Source organism: Pseudomonas fluorescens (genome assembly GCF_004683905.1).
In the GTDB taxonomy this organism is placed as follows: Bacteria; Pseudomonadota; Gammaproteobacteria; order Pseudomonadales; family Pseudomonadaceae; genus Aquipseudomonas; species Aquipseudomonas putida_A.
Genome location: NZ_CP038438.1, coordinates 1,367,073 through 1,387,139, shown reverse-complemented (window position 1 = coordinate 1,387,139; position 20,067 = coordinate 1,367,073). Strand labels below are relative to the sequence as shown.

The 20,067-nt window shown below is 60.5% G+C and carries 18 protein-coding genes and 2 tRNA genes; 16 read left to right on the top strand and 4 right to left on the bottom strand.

Annotated features, from left to right (window positions below):
* The first annotated feature begins 12 nt into the window (after positions 1-12).
* The 9 genes from E4T63_RS06285 to pdeM all read left to right on the top strand — a co-directional run bounded on the left by E4T63_RS06285 (position 13) and on the right by pdeM (position 10,676).
* Positions 13-1,047: a ligase-associated DNA damage response exonuclease gene (locus tag E4T63_RS06285; RefSeq protein ID WP_097086545.1), complete on the top strand. Its 1,035-nt coding sequence runs from the start codon at positions 13-15 to the stop codon at positions 1,045-1,047.
* A complete protein-coding gene (locus tag E4T63_RS06280; protein ID WP_135295094.1) occupies positions 1,044-2,732 on the top strand; it encodes an ATP-dependent DNA ligase in 1,689 nt (562 codons plus the stop codon). Before E4T63_RS06285 ends, E4T63_RS06280 begins: the two co-directional genes overlap by 4 nt.
* A 425-nt stretch (positions 2,733-3,157) precedes the next feature.
* The gene (locus E4T63_RS06275; protein ID WP_003222321.1) at positions 3,158-3,940 is read left to right on the top strand and encodes a transporter substrate-binding domain-containing protein; all 783 of its coding nucleotides are present in this window, start codon (positions 3,158-3,160) and stop codon (positions 3,938-3,940) included.
* Positions 3,941-3,997: 57 nt separating this feature from the next.
* On the top strand, positions 3,998-4,726 hold the full coding sequence (locus E4T63_RS06270) for an ABC transporter permease (RefSeq protein ID WP_003222319.1): 729 nt from the start codon (positions 3,998-4,000) through the stop codon (positions 4,724-4,726).
* On the top strand, positions 4,723-5,433 hold the full coding sequence (locus tag E4T63_RS06265; protein ID WP_003222318.1) for an ABC transporter permease: 711 nt from the start codon (positions 4,723-4,725) through the stop codon (positions 5,431-5,433). Before E4T63_RS06270 ends, E4T63_RS06265 begins: the two co-directional genes overlap by 4 nt.
* An 11-nt stretch (positions 5,434-5,444) precedes the next feature.
* Positions 5,445-6,563: a succinylglutamate desuccinylase/aspartoacylase family protein gene (locus tag E4T63_RS06260; protein WP_135295093.1), complete on the top strand. Its 1,119-nt coding sequence runs from the start codon at positions 5,445-5,447 to the stop codon at positions 6,561-6,563.
* A gap of 13 nt (positions 6,564-6,576) precedes the next feature.
* A complete protein-coding gene (locus E4T63_RS06255; protein ID WP_123586990.1) occupies positions 6,577-7,341 on the top strand; it encodes an ABC transporter ATP-binding protein in 765 nt (254 codons plus the stop codon).
* 192 nt (positions 7,342-7,533) lie between these two features.
* A complete protein-coding gene (locus tag E4T63_RS06250) occupies positions 7,534-10,023 on the top strand; it encodes a ligase-associated DNA damage response DEXH box helicase (RefSeq protein ID WP_135295092.1) in 2,490 nt (829 codons plus the stop codon).
* Entirely contained in the window at positions 10,020-10,676 is a 657-nt protein-coding gene (pdeM, locus tag E4T63_RS06245; RefSeq protein WP_135295091.1) for a ligase-associated DNA damage response endonuclease PdeM, read from the top strand. Before E4T63_RS06250 ends, pdeM begins: the two co-directional genes overlap by 4 nt.
* A gap of 46 nt (positions 10,677-10,722) precedes the next feature.
* On the opposite strand, the gene E4T63_RS06240 is transcribed toward pdeM, so the two are convergent.
* A complete protein-coding gene (locus E4T63_RS06240) occupies positions 10,723-10,932 on the bottom strand; it encodes a hypothetical protein (protein WP_027614346.1) in 210 nt (69 codons plus the stop codon).
* A 102-nt stretch (positions 10,933-11,034) separates the two neighbouring features.
* Positions 11,035-11,601 carry a dCTP deaminase gene (gene dcd / locus E4T63_RS06235; protein ID WP_003222308.1) on the bottom strand — a complete coding sequence of 189 codons (567 nt, stop codon included), beginning with the start codon at positions 11,599-11,601 and terminating at the stop codon, positions 11,035-11,037.
* 353 nt (positions 11,602-11,954) lie between these two features.
* Here dcd and E4T63_RS06230 point away from each other — a divergent pair, with 353 nt between their 5' ends.
* Positions 11,955-12,164 carry a cold-shock protein gene (locus E4T63_RS06230; protein WP_002554837.1) on the top strand — a complete coding sequence of 70 codons (210 nt, stop codon included), beginning with the start codon at positions 11,955-11,957 and terminating at the stop codon, positions 12,162-12,164.
* Positions 12,165-12,280: 116 nt separating this feature from the next.
* On the opposite strand, the gene E4T63_RS06225 is transcribed toward E4T63_RS06230, so the two are convergent.
* Entirely contained in the window at positions 12,281-13,288 is a 1,008-nt protein-coding gene (locus tag E4T63_RS06225; RefSeq protein WP_007961919.1) for a DUF481 domain-containing protein, read from the bottom strand.
* A 166-nt stretch (positions 13,289-13,454) separates the two neighbouring features.
* Here E4T63_RS06225 and E4T63_RS06220 point away from each other — a divergent pair, with 166 nt between their 5' ends.
* From E4T63_RS06220 to E4T63_RS06205, 4 genes are all read left to right on the top strand, one after another.
* Positions 13,455-13,808, top strand: a complete 354-nt coding sequence (locus tag E4T63_RS06220) for an MGMT family protein (RefSeq protein ID WP_135295090.1) — start codon at positions 13,455-13,457, stop codon at positions 13,806-13,808.
* 43 nt (positions 13,809-13,851) lie between these two features.
* Positions 13,852-15,411: an AmpG family muropeptide MFS transporter gene (locus tag E4T63_RS06215; RefSeq protein WP_135295089.1), complete on the top strand. Its 1,560-nt coding sequence runs from the start codon at positions 13,852-13,854 to the stop codon at positions 15,409-15,411.
* A 129-nt stretch (positions 15,412-15,540) separates the two neighbouring features.
* A complete protein-coding gene (locus E4T63_RS06210) occupies positions 15,541-17,256 on the top strand; it encodes a proline--tRNA ligase (RefSeq protein WP_135295088.1) in 1,716 nt (571 codons plus the stop codon).
* Between the two features lie 17 nt (positions 17,257-17,273).
* Complete coding sequence (locus tag E4T63_RS06205) at positions 17,274-18,227, top strand: hypothetical protein (protein ID WP_027614341.1); 954 nt, start codon at positions 17,274-17,276, stop codon at positions 18,225-18,227.
* A gap of 118 nt (positions 18,228-18,345) precedes the next feature.
* Here E4T63_RS06205 and dinB read toward each other — a convergent pair whose 3' ends face one another.
* Entirely contained in the window at positions 18,346-19,407 is a 1,062-nt protein-coding gene (gene dinB, locus E4T63_RS06200) for a DNA polymerase IV (RefSeq protein ID WP_098967529.1), read from the bottom strand.
* 279 nt (positions 19,408-19,686) lie between these two features.
* Between dinB and E4T63_RS06195 the strand changes: the two genes are divergently transcribed.
* Positions 19,687-19,763: transfer RNA gene (locus E4T63_RS06195), tRNA-Met, on the top strand.
* A gap of 220 nt (positions 19,764-19,983) precedes the next feature.
* Positions 19,984-20,060, top strand: a tRNA-Met gene (locus E4T63_RS06190).
* Positions 20,061-20,067 lie beyond the last annotated feature (7 nt).

Sequence of the window (20,067 nt, the reverse complement as noted above, 5' to 3'; positions counted from 1 at the left end):
TCTGGTAACGACATGGACCTTGTTATCGCCCGCCCCGAAGGTTTGTATTGCCCTGCCGGGGATTTCTACATTGATCCGTGGCGCCCGGTCGAGCGCTCGGTGATCACCCATGCCCACGGCGATCACGCCCGTAACGGCAATCAGCACTACCTTGCCAGCAGCGCCAGCGAAGGGATTTTGCGCGCGCGTCTGGGTCAGGACATCAACCTGCAAACCCTCGCCTACGGCCAGCGGCTCACCCATCACGGCGTGACCTTGAGTTTCCATCCCGCCGGGCATGTGCTCGGTTCGGCTCAGGTACGCCTGGAATACGGTGGCGAAGTCTGGGTCGCGTCGGGGGATTACAAAATCGAACCCGATGGCACCTGCGCGCCGTTCGAACCGGTGCGCTGCCACACCTTCATCACCGAATCGACGTTCGGCCTGCCGATCTACCGCTGGCAACCACAGGCGCAGGTGTTCAGCGAGATCAACCAGTGGTGGCAGGCGAACATCGCCGCCGGCAAGGCCAGCGTGCTGTTCTGTTATTCGTTCGGCAAGGCTCAGCGGATCCTGCACGGCATCGACGCCAGCCTCGGCCCGATCCTCAGCCACGGCGCGGTCGAGCCGCTGAACCGGGTCTACCGCGAGGCCGGCGTGTACCTGCCGCCGACGATCTACGCCGGCGACATCAAAAAATCCGACCCGATCATGCGTCAGGCGCTGGTCATCGCCCCGCCCTCGGCGGGCGGCAGCACCTGGATGCGCCGGTTCGGTGACTACAGCGACGCCTTCGCCAGCGGCTGGATGCGCCTGCGCGGCACCCGTCGGCGGCGCGGCGTGGATCGCGGTTTCGTGCTCTCGGATCACGCCGACTGGCCGGGTCTGCTCTGGGCCATCGAACAGACCGGCGCCGAACGGGTGATGGTCACCCACGGCTCGATCGGCGTGCTGGTCCGGCATCTGCGCGAACAAGGCCTGGACGCGCAGGGTTTCAACACCGAATACGGCGACGACGAAGAGGAGAACATTGGCGCCGAGCCGGTTATCGCCGAGGTGCAAGCATGAAAGCTTTCGCCGAGCTGTACGCCGAACTCGACGCCACCACGTCAAGCAACGCCAAACTGGCAGCGATGCAAACCTACTTCGCTCAAGCAGCACCACAGGACGCGGCATGGGCGGTGTACTTTCTGTCCGGTGGACGCCCGCGGCAACTGGTGCCGGTGCGCATCCTGCGCGAACTGGCGGTGGAAGTCTCGGGACTGCAACCGTGGCTGTTCGAGGAAAGTTATCAATCCGTCGGCGATCTGGCGGAAACCATTTCCCTGGTGCTCCCGGAAAATTCGCACAGCTCCGAGGCCGGCCTTGCCGAATGGATTGAAGACAAGCTGCTGCCACTGCGCGGTGAAACCCCGGAATACCTCGCCCGCCACCTGCCCGCGCTGTGGGCGCAACTGGATCGGCCGAGCCTGATGCTGTGCATCAAGCTGATCACCGGCAGTTTCCGCGTCGGCGTGTCGAAACTGCTGGTCACCCGCGCTCTGGCGTCGATGGCCGGCCTCGACAGCAAACGCGTGGCGCAGCGCCTGGTGGGTTACACCGACCTGTCGAACCGGCCGAACGCGACCAGCTACCTGAAACTGATCGCGCCGGAATCCGCCGATGAACATGCGCAACGTGGCGGCCAACCCTACCCGTTCTTCCTCGCGCATGGCTTGTCACAACCGGTGGAGGAGTTTGAAGCGCTGCTGGGGCCGGCGAGCAACTGGCAAGTGGAATGGAAGTGGGATGGCATCCGGGCGCAGGTGGTCAAGCGCGAGGGTCGGCTGTGGGTCTGGTCGCGGGGTGAAGAACTGGTGACCGAGCGTTTCCCCGAGTTCGACACACTGGTCCACGCGTTACCCGACGGCACGGTAATCGACGGCGAAATCGTGGTCTGGAAAAGCACCCATCCGAGCACCGCAGACGCCTTCGATCCGCAATCGAGCGCACCGCCGGCGGTGCAACCGTTCGCCCTGCTGCAGCAGCGCATCGGGCGCAAAACCCTCGACAAGAAAATCCTCGAAGAAGTGCCGGTGGTGGTGCTCGCCTACGACTTGCTGGAGTGGCAGGGCGAAGACTGGCGCAACCGTCCGCAGGCCGAACGACGTACGCAACTGGAGCAGGTCATCGCTCACGGTAACAACCCGGTGTTACTGGCCTCGCCGATTCTGACCGGCAGCGACTGGTTCGACCTCGCCCAGCAGCGCGAAGCCTCACGGCGCCTCGGTGTCGAGGGCATGATGCTCAAGGCCCGCGACGCCCTGTATGGCGTAGGCCGGACCAAGGACATGGGCGTGTGGTGGAAGTGGAAGGTCGATCCGTTCAGCGTCGATGCGGTGTTGATCTATGCCCAGCGCGGACATGGCCGGCGCGCCAGTCTGTACAGCGATTACACCTTCGCCGTGTGGGACGGCCCGCCCGAGTCCAGCCAACGAGCGCTGGTGCCGTTCGCCAAGGCCTATTCGGGGCTGACCGACGAGGAAATGCGCCAGGTCGACAGCATCGTGCGCAAGACCACCGTGGAAAAATTCGGCCCGGTCAGCAGCGTCAAGCCGAGTCTGGTGTTCGAACTGGGTTTCGAAGGCATCGCCCTATCGCGGCGGCACAAGAGCGGGATCGCCGTGCGTTTTCCAAGGATGCTGCGCTGGCGGCAGGACAAGACGGTGGATGAGGCCGATAGCCTGGCAACGTTGCAGGATTTGCTGGCCTGACCCGGTTTTCCGGGACAAACCTCCAATCGTCCTGAATGAACATCCTGTAGTGAGTGGATTTTCTGGTGAGGAGATCTTGTGGTGAGGGGATTTATCCCCGATGGGCCGCGAAGCGGCCCCCCATCATTCTTTCAGTAAACCGCGTGTACCGGATTTGCGACTGCTGCGCAGCCGTTCGGGGATAAATCCCCTCGCTACAAGTATTCTGAATCACTAAAAAATGCCTGCATCGACCCAACTTGGTGCAGCTCAATCCCCACGCCCATTCCCGTGCACCATTCCCTCTCCCTCCTCCCTCCCCCAACCTTTTAAAACACTTGTTCGGGACTCTGGTTCGGAAATTGCTACTTTCTATAGGTCGTACGCGTTCCAGTAACAATAATTCTGCGCCACAAGCGCTCATATTGGTTCTTAGGGATTGAATAATGAAAAAAGCATTGCTGACCCTTTCTGCACTGGCGTTGTGCATGGCTGCCGGCTCCGCGCTGGCCAAGGAATACAAAGAGCTGCGTTTTGGCGTTGATCCTTCCTACGCACCGTTCGAGTCGAAAGCGGCCGACGGCAGCCTGGTGGGCTTCGACATCGACCTGGGCAACGCGATCTGCGCCGAGCTGAAGGTCAAGTGCAAATGGGTTGAAAGTGACTTCGACGGCATGATTCCGGGCCTCAACGCCAACAAATTCGACGGTGTGATCTCGTCGATGACCGTGACCCCGGCCCGTGAAAAGGCGATCGACTTCTCCAGCGAGCTGTTCTCCGGCCCGACTTCCTACGTGTTCAAGAAGGGTTCCGGCCTTAGCGATGACGTCGCTTCCCTCAAGGGCAAGTCCGTCGGTTACGAGCAAGGCACCATCCAGGAAGCCTACGCCAAGGCCGTATTGGAGAAGGCCGGGGTAAAAATCCAGGCGTACGCCAACCAGGATCAGGTCTATGCCGACCTGAAAAACGGCCGCCTCGACGCCTCGATCCAGGACATGCTGCAAGCCGAACTGGGCTTTTTGAAGTCGCCGGATGGCGCCAACTACGAAGTCAGCAAGCCGGTCGACAGCGAATTGCTGCCAGCCAAAACCGCTGTCGGTATTAAGAAAGGTAACAAAGAGCTGAAGGCGCTTTTAGATAAAGGTATCAAAGCGTTACACGATGACGGCAAATACGCCGAGATTCAAAAGAAACACTTTGGCGATCTGAATCTGTACAGCGGTAAATAATGCCCTGGCGCCCATCAGTCGATGGGCGCCTTTTCCATCCGCTCAGGTTGCTGATTTATGTTCGAAAACCTCTTACAAAATCTGGGGCTCTCCGCCTTCAGCCTCAAGGGCTTTGGTCCGTTGCTGTTGGAAGGCACCTGGATGACCATCAAATTGTCCGCGTTGTCGCTGCTGGTGGCCGTGTTGCTCGGTCTCTTGGGCGCTAGTGCCAAACTGTCGAAATCCAAACTGCTGCGCCTGCCTGCCCAGCTCTACACCACGCTGATTCGCGGGGTGCCGGATCTGGTGCTGATGCTGTTGATTTTCTACAGCCTGCAAACCTGGCTGACCGCCCTGACCGACGTCATGGAGTGGGACTACATCGAAATCGACTCCTTTACCGCCGGGGTGATTACCCTGGGCTTCATCTATGGCGCGTATTTCACCGAAACTTTCCGTGGGGCGATCCTCGCCGTACCACGCGGTCAGGTCGAAGCGGCCACCGCCTACGGCCTCAAGCGTGGCCAGCGCTTTCGCTTCGTGGTGTTCCCGCAAATGATGCGCTTCGCCCTGCCGGGCATCGGCAACAACTGGATGGTGATGCTCAAGGCCACCGCGCTGGTGTCGATCATCGGTCTGGCGGATCTGGTCAAAGCCGCGCAGGACGCCGGTAAAAGCACCTATCAACTGTTCTACTTCCTGGTACTCGCCGCCTTGATCTATCTGCTGATCACCAGTGCATCCAACGTCATCCTGCGCTGGCTCGAGCGCCGTTACGCCGCCGGTGCCCGGGAGGCCGTACGATGATCGAACTCCTGCAGGAATACTGGAAACCCTTCCTTTATACCGACGGCAACAACATCACCGGGCTGGCGATGACGATGTGGCTGCTCAGCGCCTCGATCTTCATTGGCTTTCTGGTGTCGATCCCGTTGTCGATTGCCCGGGTGTCCTCGCACTTCTATGTGCGCTGGCCGGTGCAGTTCTACACCTACCTGTTCCGGGGCACGCCGCTCTACATCCAGTTGCTGATCTGCTACACCGGGATCTACAGCCTGGCCGCCGTGCGCGCGCAGCCGTTGCTCGACAGTTTCTTTCGCGATGCGATGAACTGCACGATCCTCGCGTTCGCCCTGAACACCTGCGCTTACACCACGGAGATTTTCGCCGGGGCGATCCGCAGCATGAACCATGGCGAAGTCGAAGCGGCCAAGGCCTACGGGCTGACCGGCTGGAAGCTGTACGCCTACGTGATCATGCCGTCGGCGCTGCGTCGCTCGTTGCCGTATTACAGCAACGAAGTGATCCTGATGCTGCACTCGACCACCGTGGCCTTCACCGCGACCATCCCCGACATCCTGAAAGTTGCGCGGGACGCCAACTCGGCGACCTACCTGACCTTCCAGTCGTTCGGCATCGCCGCGCTGATCTACCTGACCATTACCTTTGCGCTGGTCGGCCTGTTCCGCCTCGCCGAACGCCGATGGCTGGCATTCCTCGGGCCGACCCACTAGGAAAACCTGTAATGCGACACCAGATCCATGACCTGTTGGCCCCGGTGCCGGGGACCGCACGACAGATCCACAGCTTCCACTTCGGCCCGGAGCAGGCCCAAGGCAAGATCTACATCCAGTCCTCGCTGCATGCCGACGAACTGCCCGGCATGCTCGTGGCCTGGCACCTCAAGCAGCGACTGGCGGAGCTGGAAGCCGCCGGGCGCCTGCGCAGCCAGATTGTGCTGGTGCCGGTGGCCAACCCGGTCGGCCTCGAACAAGTGCTGATGGACGTGCCGCTGGGCCGGTACGAGATGGAGAGCGGGCAGAATTTCAATCGCTGGTTCGTCGACCTCAGCGAAGAAATCGGCAACGACATCGAGGGCAAACTGGGCGACGACCCGCAGCGCAACCTTGAGCTGATCCGCGCCAGCCTGCGCAACGCCCTCGCCCGTCAAACGCCCGGCACACAACTGCAATCCCAGCGCCTGACCTTGCAACGGCTAGCGTGCGATGCCGACATGGTGCTGGATCTGCACTGCGATTTCGAATCCGTGGTTCATCTCTACACCACGCCCGAAGCGTGGCCGCAGGTCGAGCCGCTGGCGCGTTACATCGAAGCTCAGGCCAGTCTGCTGGCCACCGATTCCGGCGGCCAGTCATTCGACGAATGCTTCACCCTGTTGTGGTGGCAACTGCAGGAGCGCTTTGGCGAACACTTCGAGATTCCGCTGGGCAGTTTTTCGGTGACCGTGGAATTGCGCGGCCAGGGTGACGTCAATCACCCAATGGCCAGTCGTGACTGCCAGGCCTTGATCGATTACCTGATCCAGTTCGATGCGATCGTCGGCGAGACCAAGCCGCAGCCGCCCCTGCCGTTCCCCGCCACACCGCTGGCCGGCGTCGAACCGGTGACCACGCCGGTGGGCGGCTTGCTGGTGTACACCGCTACGGCCGGGCAATACCTGCAAGCCGGGCAACAGATTGCCGAAATCATCGACCCGATCCACGACCGGGTCACCCCCATTCATTGCACTGCCGCCGGCCTGCTGTACGCCCGCTCGCTGCGGCGCATGGCTACTGCCGGCATGGTGATCGCCCACGTGGCGGGCGCCGAAGCCTATCGCAGCGGCTACCTACTTTCGCCTTGAGGATGTCTGCCCCATGTACAAATTGACTGTTGAAGGTCTGCACAAAAGCTATGGCGACCATCAGGTACTCAAAGGCGTTTCGCTCAAGGCCAAGACCGGCGACGTGATCAGCCTGATCGGCGCCAGCGGCTCGGGTAAAAGCACCTTTTTGCGCTGCATCAACTTCCTCGAACAACCCAACGACGGCGCCATGAGCCTCGATGGCCAGGCGATCCGCATGGTCACCGACCGCCACGGCATGCACGTCGCCGACCCGAATGAACTGCAACGCCTGCGCACGCGACTGGCCATGGTGTTCCAGCACTTCAACCTGTGGAGCCACATGACCGTGCTGGAAAACATCACCATGGCCCCGCGCCGGGTGCTGGGTTGCAGCAAGCAGGAAGCCGAAGACCGCGCCCGCCGTTATTTGGATAAAGTGGGCCTGCCGGCGCGGGTTGCCGATCAGTACCCGGCGTTTCTCTCCGGCGGCCAGCAACAGCGGGTGGCAATTGCCCGGGCGCTGGCGATGGAGCCGGAAGTGATGCTGTTCGACGAACCGACCTCGGCACTCGACCCGGAGCTGGTGGGTGAGGTGTTGCGGGTGATTCAGGGTCTGGCTGAAGAAGGTCGGACGATGATCATGGTGACCCATGAAATGAGCTTCGCCCGCAAGGTCTCCAGCCAGGTGTTGTTTCTGCATCAAGGGCTGGTGGAAGAAGAAGGCGCGCCGGAAGATGTGCTGGGCAATCCGCGCAGCGAACGGCTGAAGCAGTTCCTCAGCGGTAACCTCAAGTAACCTCATCCACAGTTCCCCTGTGGGAGCGGGCTTGCTCGCGAAAGCGGTGTGTCAGTCAAAACTGTTCTAACTGGCACACCGCTTTCGCGAGCAAGCCCGCTCCCACAAGGGTGTATGTACTCGCACAAAATTAAACTTGTCCCGCAACGGCGCGGTCACTGAAAGAACACCTTCAGAGCGCACGCCGCCGGTATGCCGACCTCCACCGACTTCGCAAAACTCTGGTTCAGCGCACGCGGCTGGAAGCCGTTCGCCTTTCAGAAAAACGTCTGGGCCGCCGTTAAAAAAGGTCAGTCTGGCCTGCTCCACGCCAGCACCGGCGCCGGTAAAACCTATGCGGTGTGGTTCGCCGCGCTCAACCGCTTCGCCCGCATCAAACCCAGCGTTGCAGACAGCAAAAAACGCAAAGCACCAGCCGAACCACTGACCGTGCTGTGGATCACGCCGATGCGCGCCCTCGCCGCCGACACCGCGCGCGCCTTGCAAGCGCCGGTCAGCGATTTGCAGATTCCGTGGAGCATCGGTCTGCGCACCGGCGACACCAGCAGCGCCGAACGCGCGCGACAGGGCCGACGCCTGCCGACCACGCTGATCACCACCCCGGAAAGCCTGACCCTGCTGCTTGCCCGAGCCGACGCCAGGACTGCGTTGTCGAGCCTGCGGATGATCGTCGTCGATGAATGGCACGAACTGCTCGGCAACAAACGCGGCGCACAGCTGCAACTGGCCCTCGCCCGCCTGCGCCATTGGCAACCCGAACTGATCGTCTGGGGCGTTTCTGCCACCCTCGGTAATCAAGCCCACGCCGAACAGGTGCTGATCCCACAGGGCGGCGGGATCAGCGTGCAGGGCCAGAGCGAAAAATCACTCAAGGTCGACACCTTGATCCCACCGGCCATCGAGCGTTTTCCCTGGGCCGGGCACATCGGTCTGAAGATGCTGCCGCAGGTTGTTGCCGAACTGGACGCCTGCGCCAGCAGTCTGGTCTTCACTAACACCCGGGCACAGTCGGAAATCTGGTATCAGGCATTGCTCGAAGCGCGGCCGGACTGGGCCGGGCTGATCGCGTTGCACCACAGCTCGCTGTCCCGCGAGACCCGCGACTGGGTCGAGCAAGCGTTGAAGGACGGCAAGTTGAAAGCCGTGGTCTGCACCTCGAGCCTGGATCTGGGCGTGGACTTTTTACCGGTGGAACGGGTGCTGCAGATCGGCTCGGCGAAAGGCGTGGCGCGGTTGATGCAACGCGCCGGGCGCTCCGGTCACGCGCCGGGGCGCACCTCGCGAGTGACGCTGGTGCCGACCCACAGCCTGGAACTGATCGAAGCCGCCGCCGCAGGCGATGCCGTGGCGCAACGACTCATCGAACCGCGTCTGTCGCCGCACAAACCGCTGGATGTGCTGGTGCAGCATCTGGTCAGCATGGCGCTGGGCGGTGGCTTTATTCCCGAAGAGCTGTACGAAGAAGTCCGTGGTGCCTGGGCTTATCGTGATCTGACACTGGCAGATTGGGCCTGGGCGCTGGCTTTCGTACGTCACGGCGGGCTTTCTCTGACGGCCTATCCGGATTACCGCCGGGTCGAACCGGATGAACACGGCGTCTGGCGGGTACCCGATGCGCGATTGGCGCGCCGTCATCGCATGAGCATCGGCACCATCGTCAGCGACGCGAGCATTAATCTGAAATTCTGGAGCAAGGGTGGCGGTGGCAAGCAGTTGGGCAGCGTCGAGGAAGGTTTTATCGCGCGGCTGAAACCGGGCGATGGCTTTCTGTTTGCCGGGCGTTTGCTGGAGTTAGTGCGGGTGGAAAACATGACCGCGTACGTCAAACGCAGCACCGCGAAAAAAGCCGCCGTGCCGCGCTGGAATGGCGGGCGGATGCCGCTTTCCAACGAACTGGCCGCCGCCGTGGTCAGCCGCTTCACGGCGGCAGCACGGGGCGAGTTCGTCGGCCCGGAAATGCAGGCGCTACAACCGTTGCTGCAAACCCAGGCGCACTGGTCGGGTCTGCCCACCTCCGACAGTCTGTTGGCCGAAGCGCTGAAATCCCGTGAAGGCTGGCACCTTTTCCTTTATCCGTTTGCCGGGCGCCAGGTGCATCTGGGGCTCGCCAGTCTGTTGGCGTGGCGCGTCAGTCAGCGCCAGCCACTGACGTTCTCGATTGCGGTGAATGATTACGGGCTGGAGTTGCTCAGCGCCACGCCGGTCGATTGGTTCGAGCAACTCGATGCGGCGCTGCTCAGCCCCGAGCATCTGCTGCGCGACGTGCTGGCCAGCCTCAATGCCGGGGAGCTGGCGTTGCGGCGCTTTCGCGAGATCGCGCGGATCGCCGGGCTGGTGTTCGCCGGCTATCCCGGCGCGCCGAAAAGTACCCGCCAGGTACAGGCTTCCAGCGGATTGTTCTTCGAAGTGTTCAAACAATACGACGCTGACAACCTGCTGCTGGCTCAAGCCGGGGAAGAAGTCTTACGGGAAGAACTGGATATTCGTCGTCTGGAACAGACATTGGAGCGGATCAACCGGATGAAACTGGACATGCACCTGATCAAACGTCCTACACCGCTAGGCTTTCCGTTGCTGGTGGAGCGCATGCGCGAAAGCATGAGTTCGGAAAAACTCGCTGACCGCATCCGGCGCATGGTCGGCGATCTGGAGAAGTCCGCCGACAAGGGTCAAGCCTCATGAGTGCAGCGTATCCAGTGCGCCTGGCCGGTGAAGAACTCTGGCTGCTGCCGGAAAAGGCCCTGTACTGGCCGGCGCAGCAAGCACTGCTGATCGCCGATGTGCATTTCGGCAAAGCCGCGGCCTATCGCAGCCTCGGCCAGCCGGTACCCCAGGGCACCACGACGGCGAATATCGAAGTGCTCGACCGCTTGCTGGCCAGACTGCCCTGTCGGCAGCTGATTTTCCTCGGTGACTTTCTGCACGGCCCCGGTTCGCATGCGACGGGTACGCTGAATGCCTTGGCCCAATGGCGCGCACGTCATGCCGATCTGCCGATGACCCTGATTCGCGGCAACCACGACAAACGTGCCGGGGATCCCCCGGCGGCGCTGAATATCCGCGTGGTTCCGGAGCCCCTGCTGCTCGGGCCGTTTGCCCTGCAACACGAACCCGACCCGCATCCCGAACGACACGTGCTGGCCGGGCATGTGCATCCGGTCTATCGGCTCAACGGCAAGGGGCGGCAGCGTTTGCGGCTGGCATGTTTTCGACTGGGTGAGCGATTGAGCCTGCTGCCGGCCTTTGGTGCCTTTACCGGTGGTTATCAGGTCGAGAAAGACGCTCAGTGCAGGATTTTCGTCATCGGCGACAACGAAATATGGCCCGTCAGTTGAGGTCTTGGGCAAACCTCAGCCGACTGGCCATTCATGGAGTAGCGACTCAGGCCACTGGCGCGGGTGGCGGCTCGTCCGGCAGCGTCGGCTCGCCGGGTTCGGTCGGTTGTTCGTTAGGGGTGTCGGGATCAGGCTGACCGGGAATGCCGCCTGCCATATGGAAAGCCGGGTGTGCCAACAATGACCAGGCCAAAACGCCAACCTGATTGGGCTCAAGCCTTGCCAGTTGGGCGGTGATATGCGGATCGATCTTCATGCAACCTCCTCGGCGAAGGCCCGCTTTGCCAGAAGCAAAAACGGGCAGTACACCCCATAGAGTGTCTGCCCGCCAAAGAATTCCCGCGAACTGCCGGATGGATCAGGTACGCGGCAGGGTCACGCCACGCTGGCCCTGATATTTGCCGCCGCGATCCTTGTACGAAACTTCGCATTGCTCGTCGGATTCGAGGAACAGCATCTGCGCCACGCCCTCGTTGGCGTAGATTTTCGCCGGCAGGTTGGTGGTGTTGGAGAATTCCAGGGTCACGTGGCCTTCCCACTCAGGCTCGAGCGGGGTGACGTTAACGATGATGCCGCAGCGCGCGTAGGTGCTTTTACCCAGGCAGATGGTCAATACGTTGCGCGGAATGCGGAAGTATTCGACGGTGCTGGCCAGGGCGAAGGAGTTCGGCGGGATGATGCAGACGTCGCTGTGGATGTCGACAAAGCTGCCGGCATCGAAGTTCTTCGGATCGACGATCGCCGAATTGATGTTGGTGAACACCTTGAAATGGTTGGTGCAGCGCACATCGTAGCCGTAGCTCGACACACCGTAGGAAATCACACGGCTGTCGTCGCTGCCGCGCACCTGGCGCTCGACGAAAGGCTCGATCATGCCGTGTTCCTGCGCCATGCGGCGAATCCACTTGTCCGATTTGATGCTCATGGCGGGTGTCCTGAATAGCGAGGTGGAAAAAATCTGTCCGGCATCTTACCGGGCGCGCCGCCGGGTTCAAAGTCCGCGCTGAAATTCTCGCCGAACACCCTGGAAATACAGGCTCTGGCGACGAACCGTCACACCGCCGATCCCTAAAACAGAGAAACCTTCGCAAGAAACATTGGCACGTTCCGGAAAAAGGGTTAAGGTGGCGCCACTGTGTTGCTTGTGTCACTGAGAATCTCTACACGATATGTTGAATTTCGATCCAACCATCTACAAGAATTTTTCCTGCTCTTTGCACTCAGTCTCGGCCAGGGTTCTTCCTGAGTCGCAGTTATCTTTGTTCAAGGAGTTACACCATGTCTAATCGCCAAACCGGTACCGTTAAGTGGTTCAACGATGAAAAAGGCTTCGGCTTCATCACTCCACAATCCGGTGACGACCTGTTCGTTCACTTCAAAGCTATCCAATCCGACGGCTTCAAAAGCCTGAAAGAAGGCCAACAGGTTTCTTTCATCGCTACCCGCGGTCAGAAAGGCATGCAAGCTGAAGAAGTACAAGTTATCTAACTTGTAGCTTCTTTAGAAAAGAGCCCCGCCCTCAAAGCGGGGCTTTTTTGTGGGCGTGTGTTTTTTAACGGCCACAAAAAAAGCAGCCCTCACGGCTGCTTTTTTTTCGACTTGCCTTACCAGGCCACGCCAAACCCTGCGGTGTAGCGGGTTTTGTTCAAATCCGCGTCCTTGGTACCACTGATGATATCGCGTTCGGCCTTGAGGTTGAGCGAGGCCCAGTCGGTGACCTTGTAGCGCAAGCCCATCTCCGCATCGAGCGCGTAATTGGCTACGTCAGATAGCGGCTTGCCCAGCTCACCATTGGTGAAGAACTCGACTTTCTTGCCGATCAGGTAGCGGTTGTAATCCCACTTCATGGCGACCGAATAGAAGTTGTCCTTGCCGCCATCGCTGTACTCGTAATCGGTGCGGTTGAGCAGCGAACCGAGCGAGAACGCGCCCAGCTCGTCGTCCCAGAACTGGTAACCCGGACCGGTACCGACCACACGCTGACGCGACAACTCTTCAACATAGTCACGCTTGTAGTTCAGGCGGCCCTGCCAGAACCATTTGTCAGTCAGGAAGCGGTCGAGTGCGTATTCGGCGCGCCAGTTATTGGTGGTGACCTGCTCGTCCTGCACTTCGCGGTTGTATTCGCCCTCGGCGGTGTGCCGCCAGCGGCCATGACGCGCGGTGGTCTTGAAGTCGATGTCGTAGTCGTCGGTGTCCTTTTCCGCACGCTGATAATCCAGCGCGAGGCCAACGTTACCCTTCCACACCAGATCCTCGACCACCGGTTTCGGCTTGAGAATCTGCTGAATGCTCGCCAGCTCGACGGTCTTCGGCGCCTCGCCGTTGGCCAGGGTGACCTTGCCGTCATCGGCAGCGGTCAGCGACTTGGCTTTTTCACCGTTGTAGGCGTCCTGTTTGACCAGCAGTTCCTGATCGCTTTGCAGGGTCTTGACCTCTTTCCAGTCGATGCTGACCGCACCCGCATACTGGGTCTGAATCAGCAATTTGCCGCCATCGAAAACGGAGATCTTACCGCTCAGCTTGTCACCGTTCTTTAACCAGACGGTATCGGCAAGCAGCGGCGTGGAGGCACTGAAGACAGCAAGGCACAGCAGGGTTCTGGACAACATAAGCGGATCGAGGGCTCAAGTTTGCGAAAAAAGGTCGGCATTATCCGTAGGAATAAGACCCTGACAAGGACTGACCGAGCGATTTCCATTGAGTTCATTTCTCATCTGGCCAACGAGCGATTACGCTTGAGCCCATCGATACGACTATTGTTCAGGAACCGCGCTGGTGAAAGAGCCGAATCATCCCGAGGAAAGCCAAGCGCAAATCCGACGCACGGCGCTTTATTCCACCCTTGCCCAAGTGCCTGAGGGCAAGGTGGTCAGCTATGGTCAATTGGCGGAACTCGCAGGGTTGGGGCGCGCCGCCCGCTGGGTCGGCCGGACCCTGAGCCAATTACCCGGCGATACCAAACTGCCGTGGCACCGGGTACTGGGTGCCGGCGGTCGGATCAGTCTGCCACTGGGCAGCCCCTCGGGGGACGAACAACGGGCACGATTGCGTTCTGAAGGCGTCACCGTCCTGAACAATCGTGTGGATATTCAGCGCCATGGCTGGCGTCCGATAGAGCACAGCGGTTAGAGTGCGCGCTTTGTTTTCGCAATCTTGAGGCAGACTTCAGCCCATGCCCCGTAAAACCTGGCGCGCCGCGCTCGCCGCCTATGCCAGTCCTTCGACGCTCGTGCTGTTGTTGCTCGGTTTTGCTGCCGGCCTGCCGTACATGCTGGTATTTTCGACGCTTTCCGTCTGGCTGCGTGAAGCCGGTGTTGCCCGTGAAACCATCGGCTACGCCAGCCTGATCGGCCTGGCCTACGCCTTCAAATGGGTGTGGTCACCGCTGCTCGACCAATGGCGCCTGCCTTTATTGGGCAAGCTTGGCCGCCGCCGTTCGTGGCTGGTGCTCTCGCAGACCCTGGTGATTCTGGGGCTGATCGGCATGGGCTTCTGTGATCCGCAGAAACACCTGTCCTGGCTGATCGCCATTGCCGTCATCGTCGCCTTCGCCTCCGCCACCCAAGACATCGCGGTCGACGCCTATCGCCTGGAAATCGCTGACGACAGCCGCCAGGCCGCGCTGGCTGCCAGTTACATGTCCGGCTACCGCGTCGCCGCCCTGCTCGCCACGGCGGGCGCGCTGTTCTTTGCCGAGGGCTTCGGCTCCACCGGTTTCAACTATCAACACTCGGCCTGGACCGGCACCTACGCCCTGTTCGGGGTATTGATGATCCCTGCCCTGCTGACCTCGCTGCTGATGCGCGAACCGCCAGTGCCTCTGCGCACGCAGCTGCAGGCCGGCCGCTACAGTTTCGGGCATCAACTGGCCTCGGTATTCGTGCTGATCGTGTTGCTGGTGTCGGTTCCGGCGATGTTCACCCAGCTCTACAACACCGATTTCGCCGGCGTGCTGTTCGGCAATATGAGCCCGCTCGACCTGTTGCTCGAAGACCGCGCCTTCCTGCGCGCCATCCTCTACACCCTGCTCACCGGCCTGTGCCTGTCGACCATGGGCCGTCGCGGCCTGGCGCCGGTACTGACCCCGGTCAACGACTTCATCCTGCGCTACCGCTGGCAGGCGTTGCTGTTGCTCGGACTGATCGCCACCTACCGGATGTCCGACACGGTAATGGGCGTGATGGCCAACGTGTTCTATATCGATCAGGGCTTCACCAAGGATCAGATCGCCAGCGTCAGCAAGATCTTCGGCCTGATCATGACCCTCCTCGGCGCCGGGATGGGCGGACTGCTGATCGTGCGCTTCGGCATCCTGCCGATCCTGTTCATTGGCGGCGCAGCTTCGGCGGCAACCAACCTGCTGTTCGTGATGCTGGCTGACATGGGCCCGAACCTGCAGATGCTGGTGGTGACCATCTCCCTCGACAACTTCAGTTCGGGCATGGCGACCTCAGCCTTCGTCGCCTACCTGTCGAGTCTGACCAACCTGAAGTTCTCGGCCACCCAGTACGCCCTGCTCAGCTCGATCATGCTGTTGCTGCCGCGCCTGATCGGCGGTTATTCCGGGGTAATGGTCGAGAAGTTCGGCTACCACAACTTCTTCATGATCACGGCGCTGCTCGGCGTGCCGACCCTGGTGCTGATCGCCCTGCACTGGTTTCAGGAAAACCGCCGCGAAGGCCCGACACCAACGCCCGAGCCTGTGCCGACCACCGTGGCCGAAGAGTCGTAGGACAATTCAGATACGGCGGGAGGATTCCCGCCGTTGAGCCTCACCGCCGAGCGCAATCCTGTACGTCGGCAAATCTCGCCGGTACACTGCTCCGTCATTTCCAGTCATAGCAACCGACAACGGCCAACCATGCGCACCAGTCAATTTTTGCTCGCCACACAGAAAGAAACGCCTTCCGATGCGGTCGTCGTCAGCCATCAGTTGATGCTGCGCGCCGGCATGATCCGCAAACTCGCTTCGGGCCTGTACACCTGGCTGCCGATGGGCTTGCGGGTAATGCGAAAGGTTGAAGCCATCGTTCGCGAAGAAATGAACGCTGCCGGTTCTCTTGAAGTGTTGATGCCGAGCACCCAACCGGCCGAGCTGTGGCAGGAATCGGGGCGCTGGGAAGAATACGGCCCTGAGCTGCTGCGCATCAAAGACCGCCACGGTCGCGACTTCTGCGCGGGCCCGACCCACGAAGAAGTGATCACCGATCTGATGCGCAACGAGTTGAGCAGCTACAAGCAGTTGCCGATCAACCTGTACCAGATCCAGACCAAATTCCGTGACGAAATCCGCCCACGCTTCGGTTTGATGCGCGGCCGCGAATTCATCATGAAGGACGCCTACTCGTTTCACGCCGATCAGGCGTCGCTGCAGGTCACCTACGACCGCATGCATCAGGCGTACTGCAACGTATTCACCCGTCTGGGCCTGAAATTCCGCCCGGTTGAAGCCGACAACGGCTCGATCGGTGGCGCCGGCTCCCACGAGTTCCACGTACTGGCCGAGTCCGGCGAAGACGACATCGTCTTCAGCAACGGCTCCGACTACGCGGCGAACATCGAGAAAGCCGAAGCCGTGCCACGGGAAACCTCGCGTCCAGCGCCGGCCGAAGAGCTGCGCCTGGTCGACACTCCAGACACCAAGACCATTGCCGCGCTGGTGGAAAAATTCAATCTGCCGATTGAAAAGACCATCAAGACCCTGATCGTCCACGCCGACGAGCCAGGCAAGCTGATTGCCCTGATCATCCGTGGCGACCACGAGCTGAACGAAATCAAGGCTGCCAACCAGCCAGGCGTGGCTAGCCCGCTGGTCATGGCTTCCGATGCCGAGCTGCGTGACGCCATTGGCGCCGGTGCCGGTTCGCTCGGCCCGCTGAACCTGCCACTGCCAATCATCATCGACCGCTCGGTCGAGCTGATGAGCGACTTCGGTATCGGCGCGAACATCGACGACAAGCACTACTTCGGCGTGAACTGGGAACGCGATCTGCCGGTTCCAACCGTTGCCGACCTGCGTAACGTCGTGGCCGGTGACCCAAGCCCGGACGGCAAAGGCACCCTGGAAATCAAGCGCGGCATCGAAGTCGGGCACATCTTCCAGCTGGGCAACAAGTACAGCAAGGCGATGAAGTGCGAAGTGCTGGGCGAGAACGGCAAACCGGTTACCCTGGAAATGGGTTGCTACGGTATCGGCGTATCCCGCGTGGTCGCTGCCGCCATCGAGCAGAACAACGACGACAAAGGCATCATCTGGAGCGACACCCTGGCGCCGTTCCAGATCGCTCTGGTACCGCTGCGTTATGAAACCGAGCAGGTGCGCGAAGCCACTGACAAGCTGTACGCAGAACTGACGGCGGCCGGTTTCGAAGTGTTGCTGGACGATCGCGACAAGAAAACCAGCCCGGGCATCAAGTTCGCGGACATGGAGCTGATCGGCATTCCTCACCGGATCGTGGTCAGTGACCGCGGCCTCGCCGAAGGCAACCTGGAATACAAGAGCCGCACCGAGGCCGAAGCGCAAGCGCTGCCGGTTGCCGATGTGCTGTCCTTCCTTCAGGCCCGTATCCGCCGCTGAATCCAGATAGAGACCTCATGTTCAAGCGAAACACCTTGGGCCTCGGTGGCGCCGCCTTGTGCGGCGCCCTGCTGGTCAGCGGCTGTGCCAATCAGATGTCACAGCGCAGCGAGCACGAAGAGCGGGTCGAGCGCAAACTGCTCGATCACAGCCTGCAGATCGATGTCGGTGAGCCTAAGGTGCTCGAACTGCCGCAGCGTCGCGTGAAAATCAACGAACAGAAGACCTTCGAAGTCACCGAGTTTGAGGTCACCCGTCGTTACGATCGCTACACGCCTTATCAGCCCTGGCGCGAAATCTACGAGATTCCGCTGGGTGCAGTGGCCGTGGTCGCCGGTATTGGCGCCAATGTGGTCAACGTATTCGCTCTGGGCAACCTGCCGGACAGCGTGACCAAGGACTGGTTGAACTACGGCATTGCCGGGGTCAACCCGTTCATGAACGTGCAGTCCCACGGTCGTGCGCAACAGAACCTGGCCGGTATCGATGAAGTCCAGCGCGACAAGCGCACGGAGTATTCGAGCCTGCCGTGGAGCGAGCGTCCGGTGCAGGTCAAGGCCGGCAAGCAGACCTTCGACATGACCACCGACCGCAACGGCGTGCTGCGCCTGAACCTGCTGGACAGTCCGTTCGCCGAAAATGACCTGAATCATATCGGCAAACTGCAGATCAGCGTCGAAGACGGCAAGGATGACGTGCACAGCGATTCATCTCTGGCAATCAGCAGCCATTTGCGCAGCAAGTTGCTCGAAGCGCACGGGCTGATTTATGACGATCTGGAAGACGACGAAGTGAGCCAGTGGGTCCACCGGGTCAAACGTCTGTCGGAACTGGGTCTGGAGGAAGAGGCCAGCGAGCTGGAACAAAGCCTCATAGAACTGACGCGCAACGATCCTGAGTTGCAGGCGGAATTTCTCAAGTCGCTGACCAAGGATGCGGGGCGTCTGGTCGCTGATCCTGGACCGAATTAAGCCTGAAAAGCTTCGCGAGCAAGCCCGCTCCCACAGTTGATTGCATTCCACTGAAGGAACTCGATCAAATGTGGGAGCGGGCTTGCTCGCGAAAGCGGCATCAGCAACACCGCAGCAATTAGCGCTCAAACAACTCCATCTGCTCAAACCCACCGCGCAAATCCTCAAGTCTCACCCCCACACCCAACAACCGCACCGGCTTCCCGCCACGGTTGAACGCCTGGGTCAACATCAACTGATAACTGCCCAGATCGCGCCCTGCCCCGGCCTGCTCCAGTGTGGTCTGGGTAAAGTCATGGAACTTCACTTTGACGAACGGCTTGCCCGGTCGATAACTGCTGTCGATCCGCTCCATGCGGGTTTTCAGGGTTTCCAGCAACTCCGGCAGCTTGTCGAGGCAACTGCGCAGATCCGGCAGATCGACGTCGTAGGTGTTTTCCACGCTGATTGACTGTCGGCGGCTGTCGTTGTGCACCAACCGGTCATCGATCCCACGGGCCAGACTCCAGAGTCGCTCACCGAAACTGCCGAATTCACGCACCAGCGCCAACTTGTCCCACTCGCGCAGTTGCAGGCAATCGACGATACCTAGCTTGCCCAGCTTGTCGGCAGTGACTTTGCCGACGCCGTGCAACTTGCTCACCGGCAAGCCACTGACGAAATCCTCGACCTGGTCCGGAGTAATCACGAACAACCCGTTGGGCTTCTTCCAGTCGCTGGCGATTTTGGCCAGAAACTTGTTCGGGGCCACGCCCGCAGACACGGTGATGTGCAACTGATTGGAGACCCGGCGGCGGATATCCTGAGCGATGCGCGTGGCACTGCCGCCAAAATGCGCGCTGTCGGAGACGTCGAGGTAGGCCTCATCCAGCGACAGTGGCTCGATCAGGTCGGTGTAATCGCGAAAGATCGTGTGGATTTCCTTCGAGGCTTCGCGATAGGCCTCCATGCGCGGCTTGACGATGGTCAGGTCGGGACACAGCTTCAAGGCATGCCCGGACGACATTGCCGAACGCACGCCGTACGCCCGCGCTTCATAGTTGCAGGTGGCGATCACCCCACGCCGATCCGCCGACCCGCCCACCGCCAGCGGTTTGCCGGCCAGGTTCGGGTCGTCGCGCATCTCGATGGCGGCGTAGAAACAGTCACAGTCGACGTGGATGATTTTTCGCTGGGTCATGACAGAAAGGAAACATGGCGAGCCGGATCCGCAGTATCTCACTGACACCTGTATATAGCACCAGTGGTCTGAATGTTCTTTTCAGGCTGTAGGAAAACAACCATGAATTTATTTTTTCAATCGAAAAACTCCTGCCGATAGAGCTGAAAGCCTTGCCCCGCCTGCCCTGCGCCCTCTTCATCCGCACCGAAAATAGCGCTAACCGATTGAACAGGAACAGATTTATCCAGATTCAAGGTTGACACCCCGGCGATCCTCTGTAGAATGCCGACACACAGACGCGGGATGGAGCAGTCTGGTAGCTCGTCGGGCTCATAACCCGAAGGTCGTCGGTTCAAATCCGGCTCCCGCAACCAAACATCAAAAAAGGCTACTCGAAAGAGTGGCCTTTTTTGTGCCTGTCTGTTTTTCAGACCGCCCTCCGCATCACGCACATCGGGGCGAACAGGAATTCGTTGCATTTCCGAAACTTACCGCGCCGCTGCGACCGTTTGACGCAAATTCACACTTATTTGACCCTTTACGGGATTAGCGGTTGACACCTCGCCGTTCGCCTGTAGAATGCCGCCACACAGACGCGGGATGGAGCAGTCTGGTAGCTCGTCGGGCTCATAACCCGAAGGTCGTCGGTTCAAATCCGGCTCCCGCAACCAAACATCA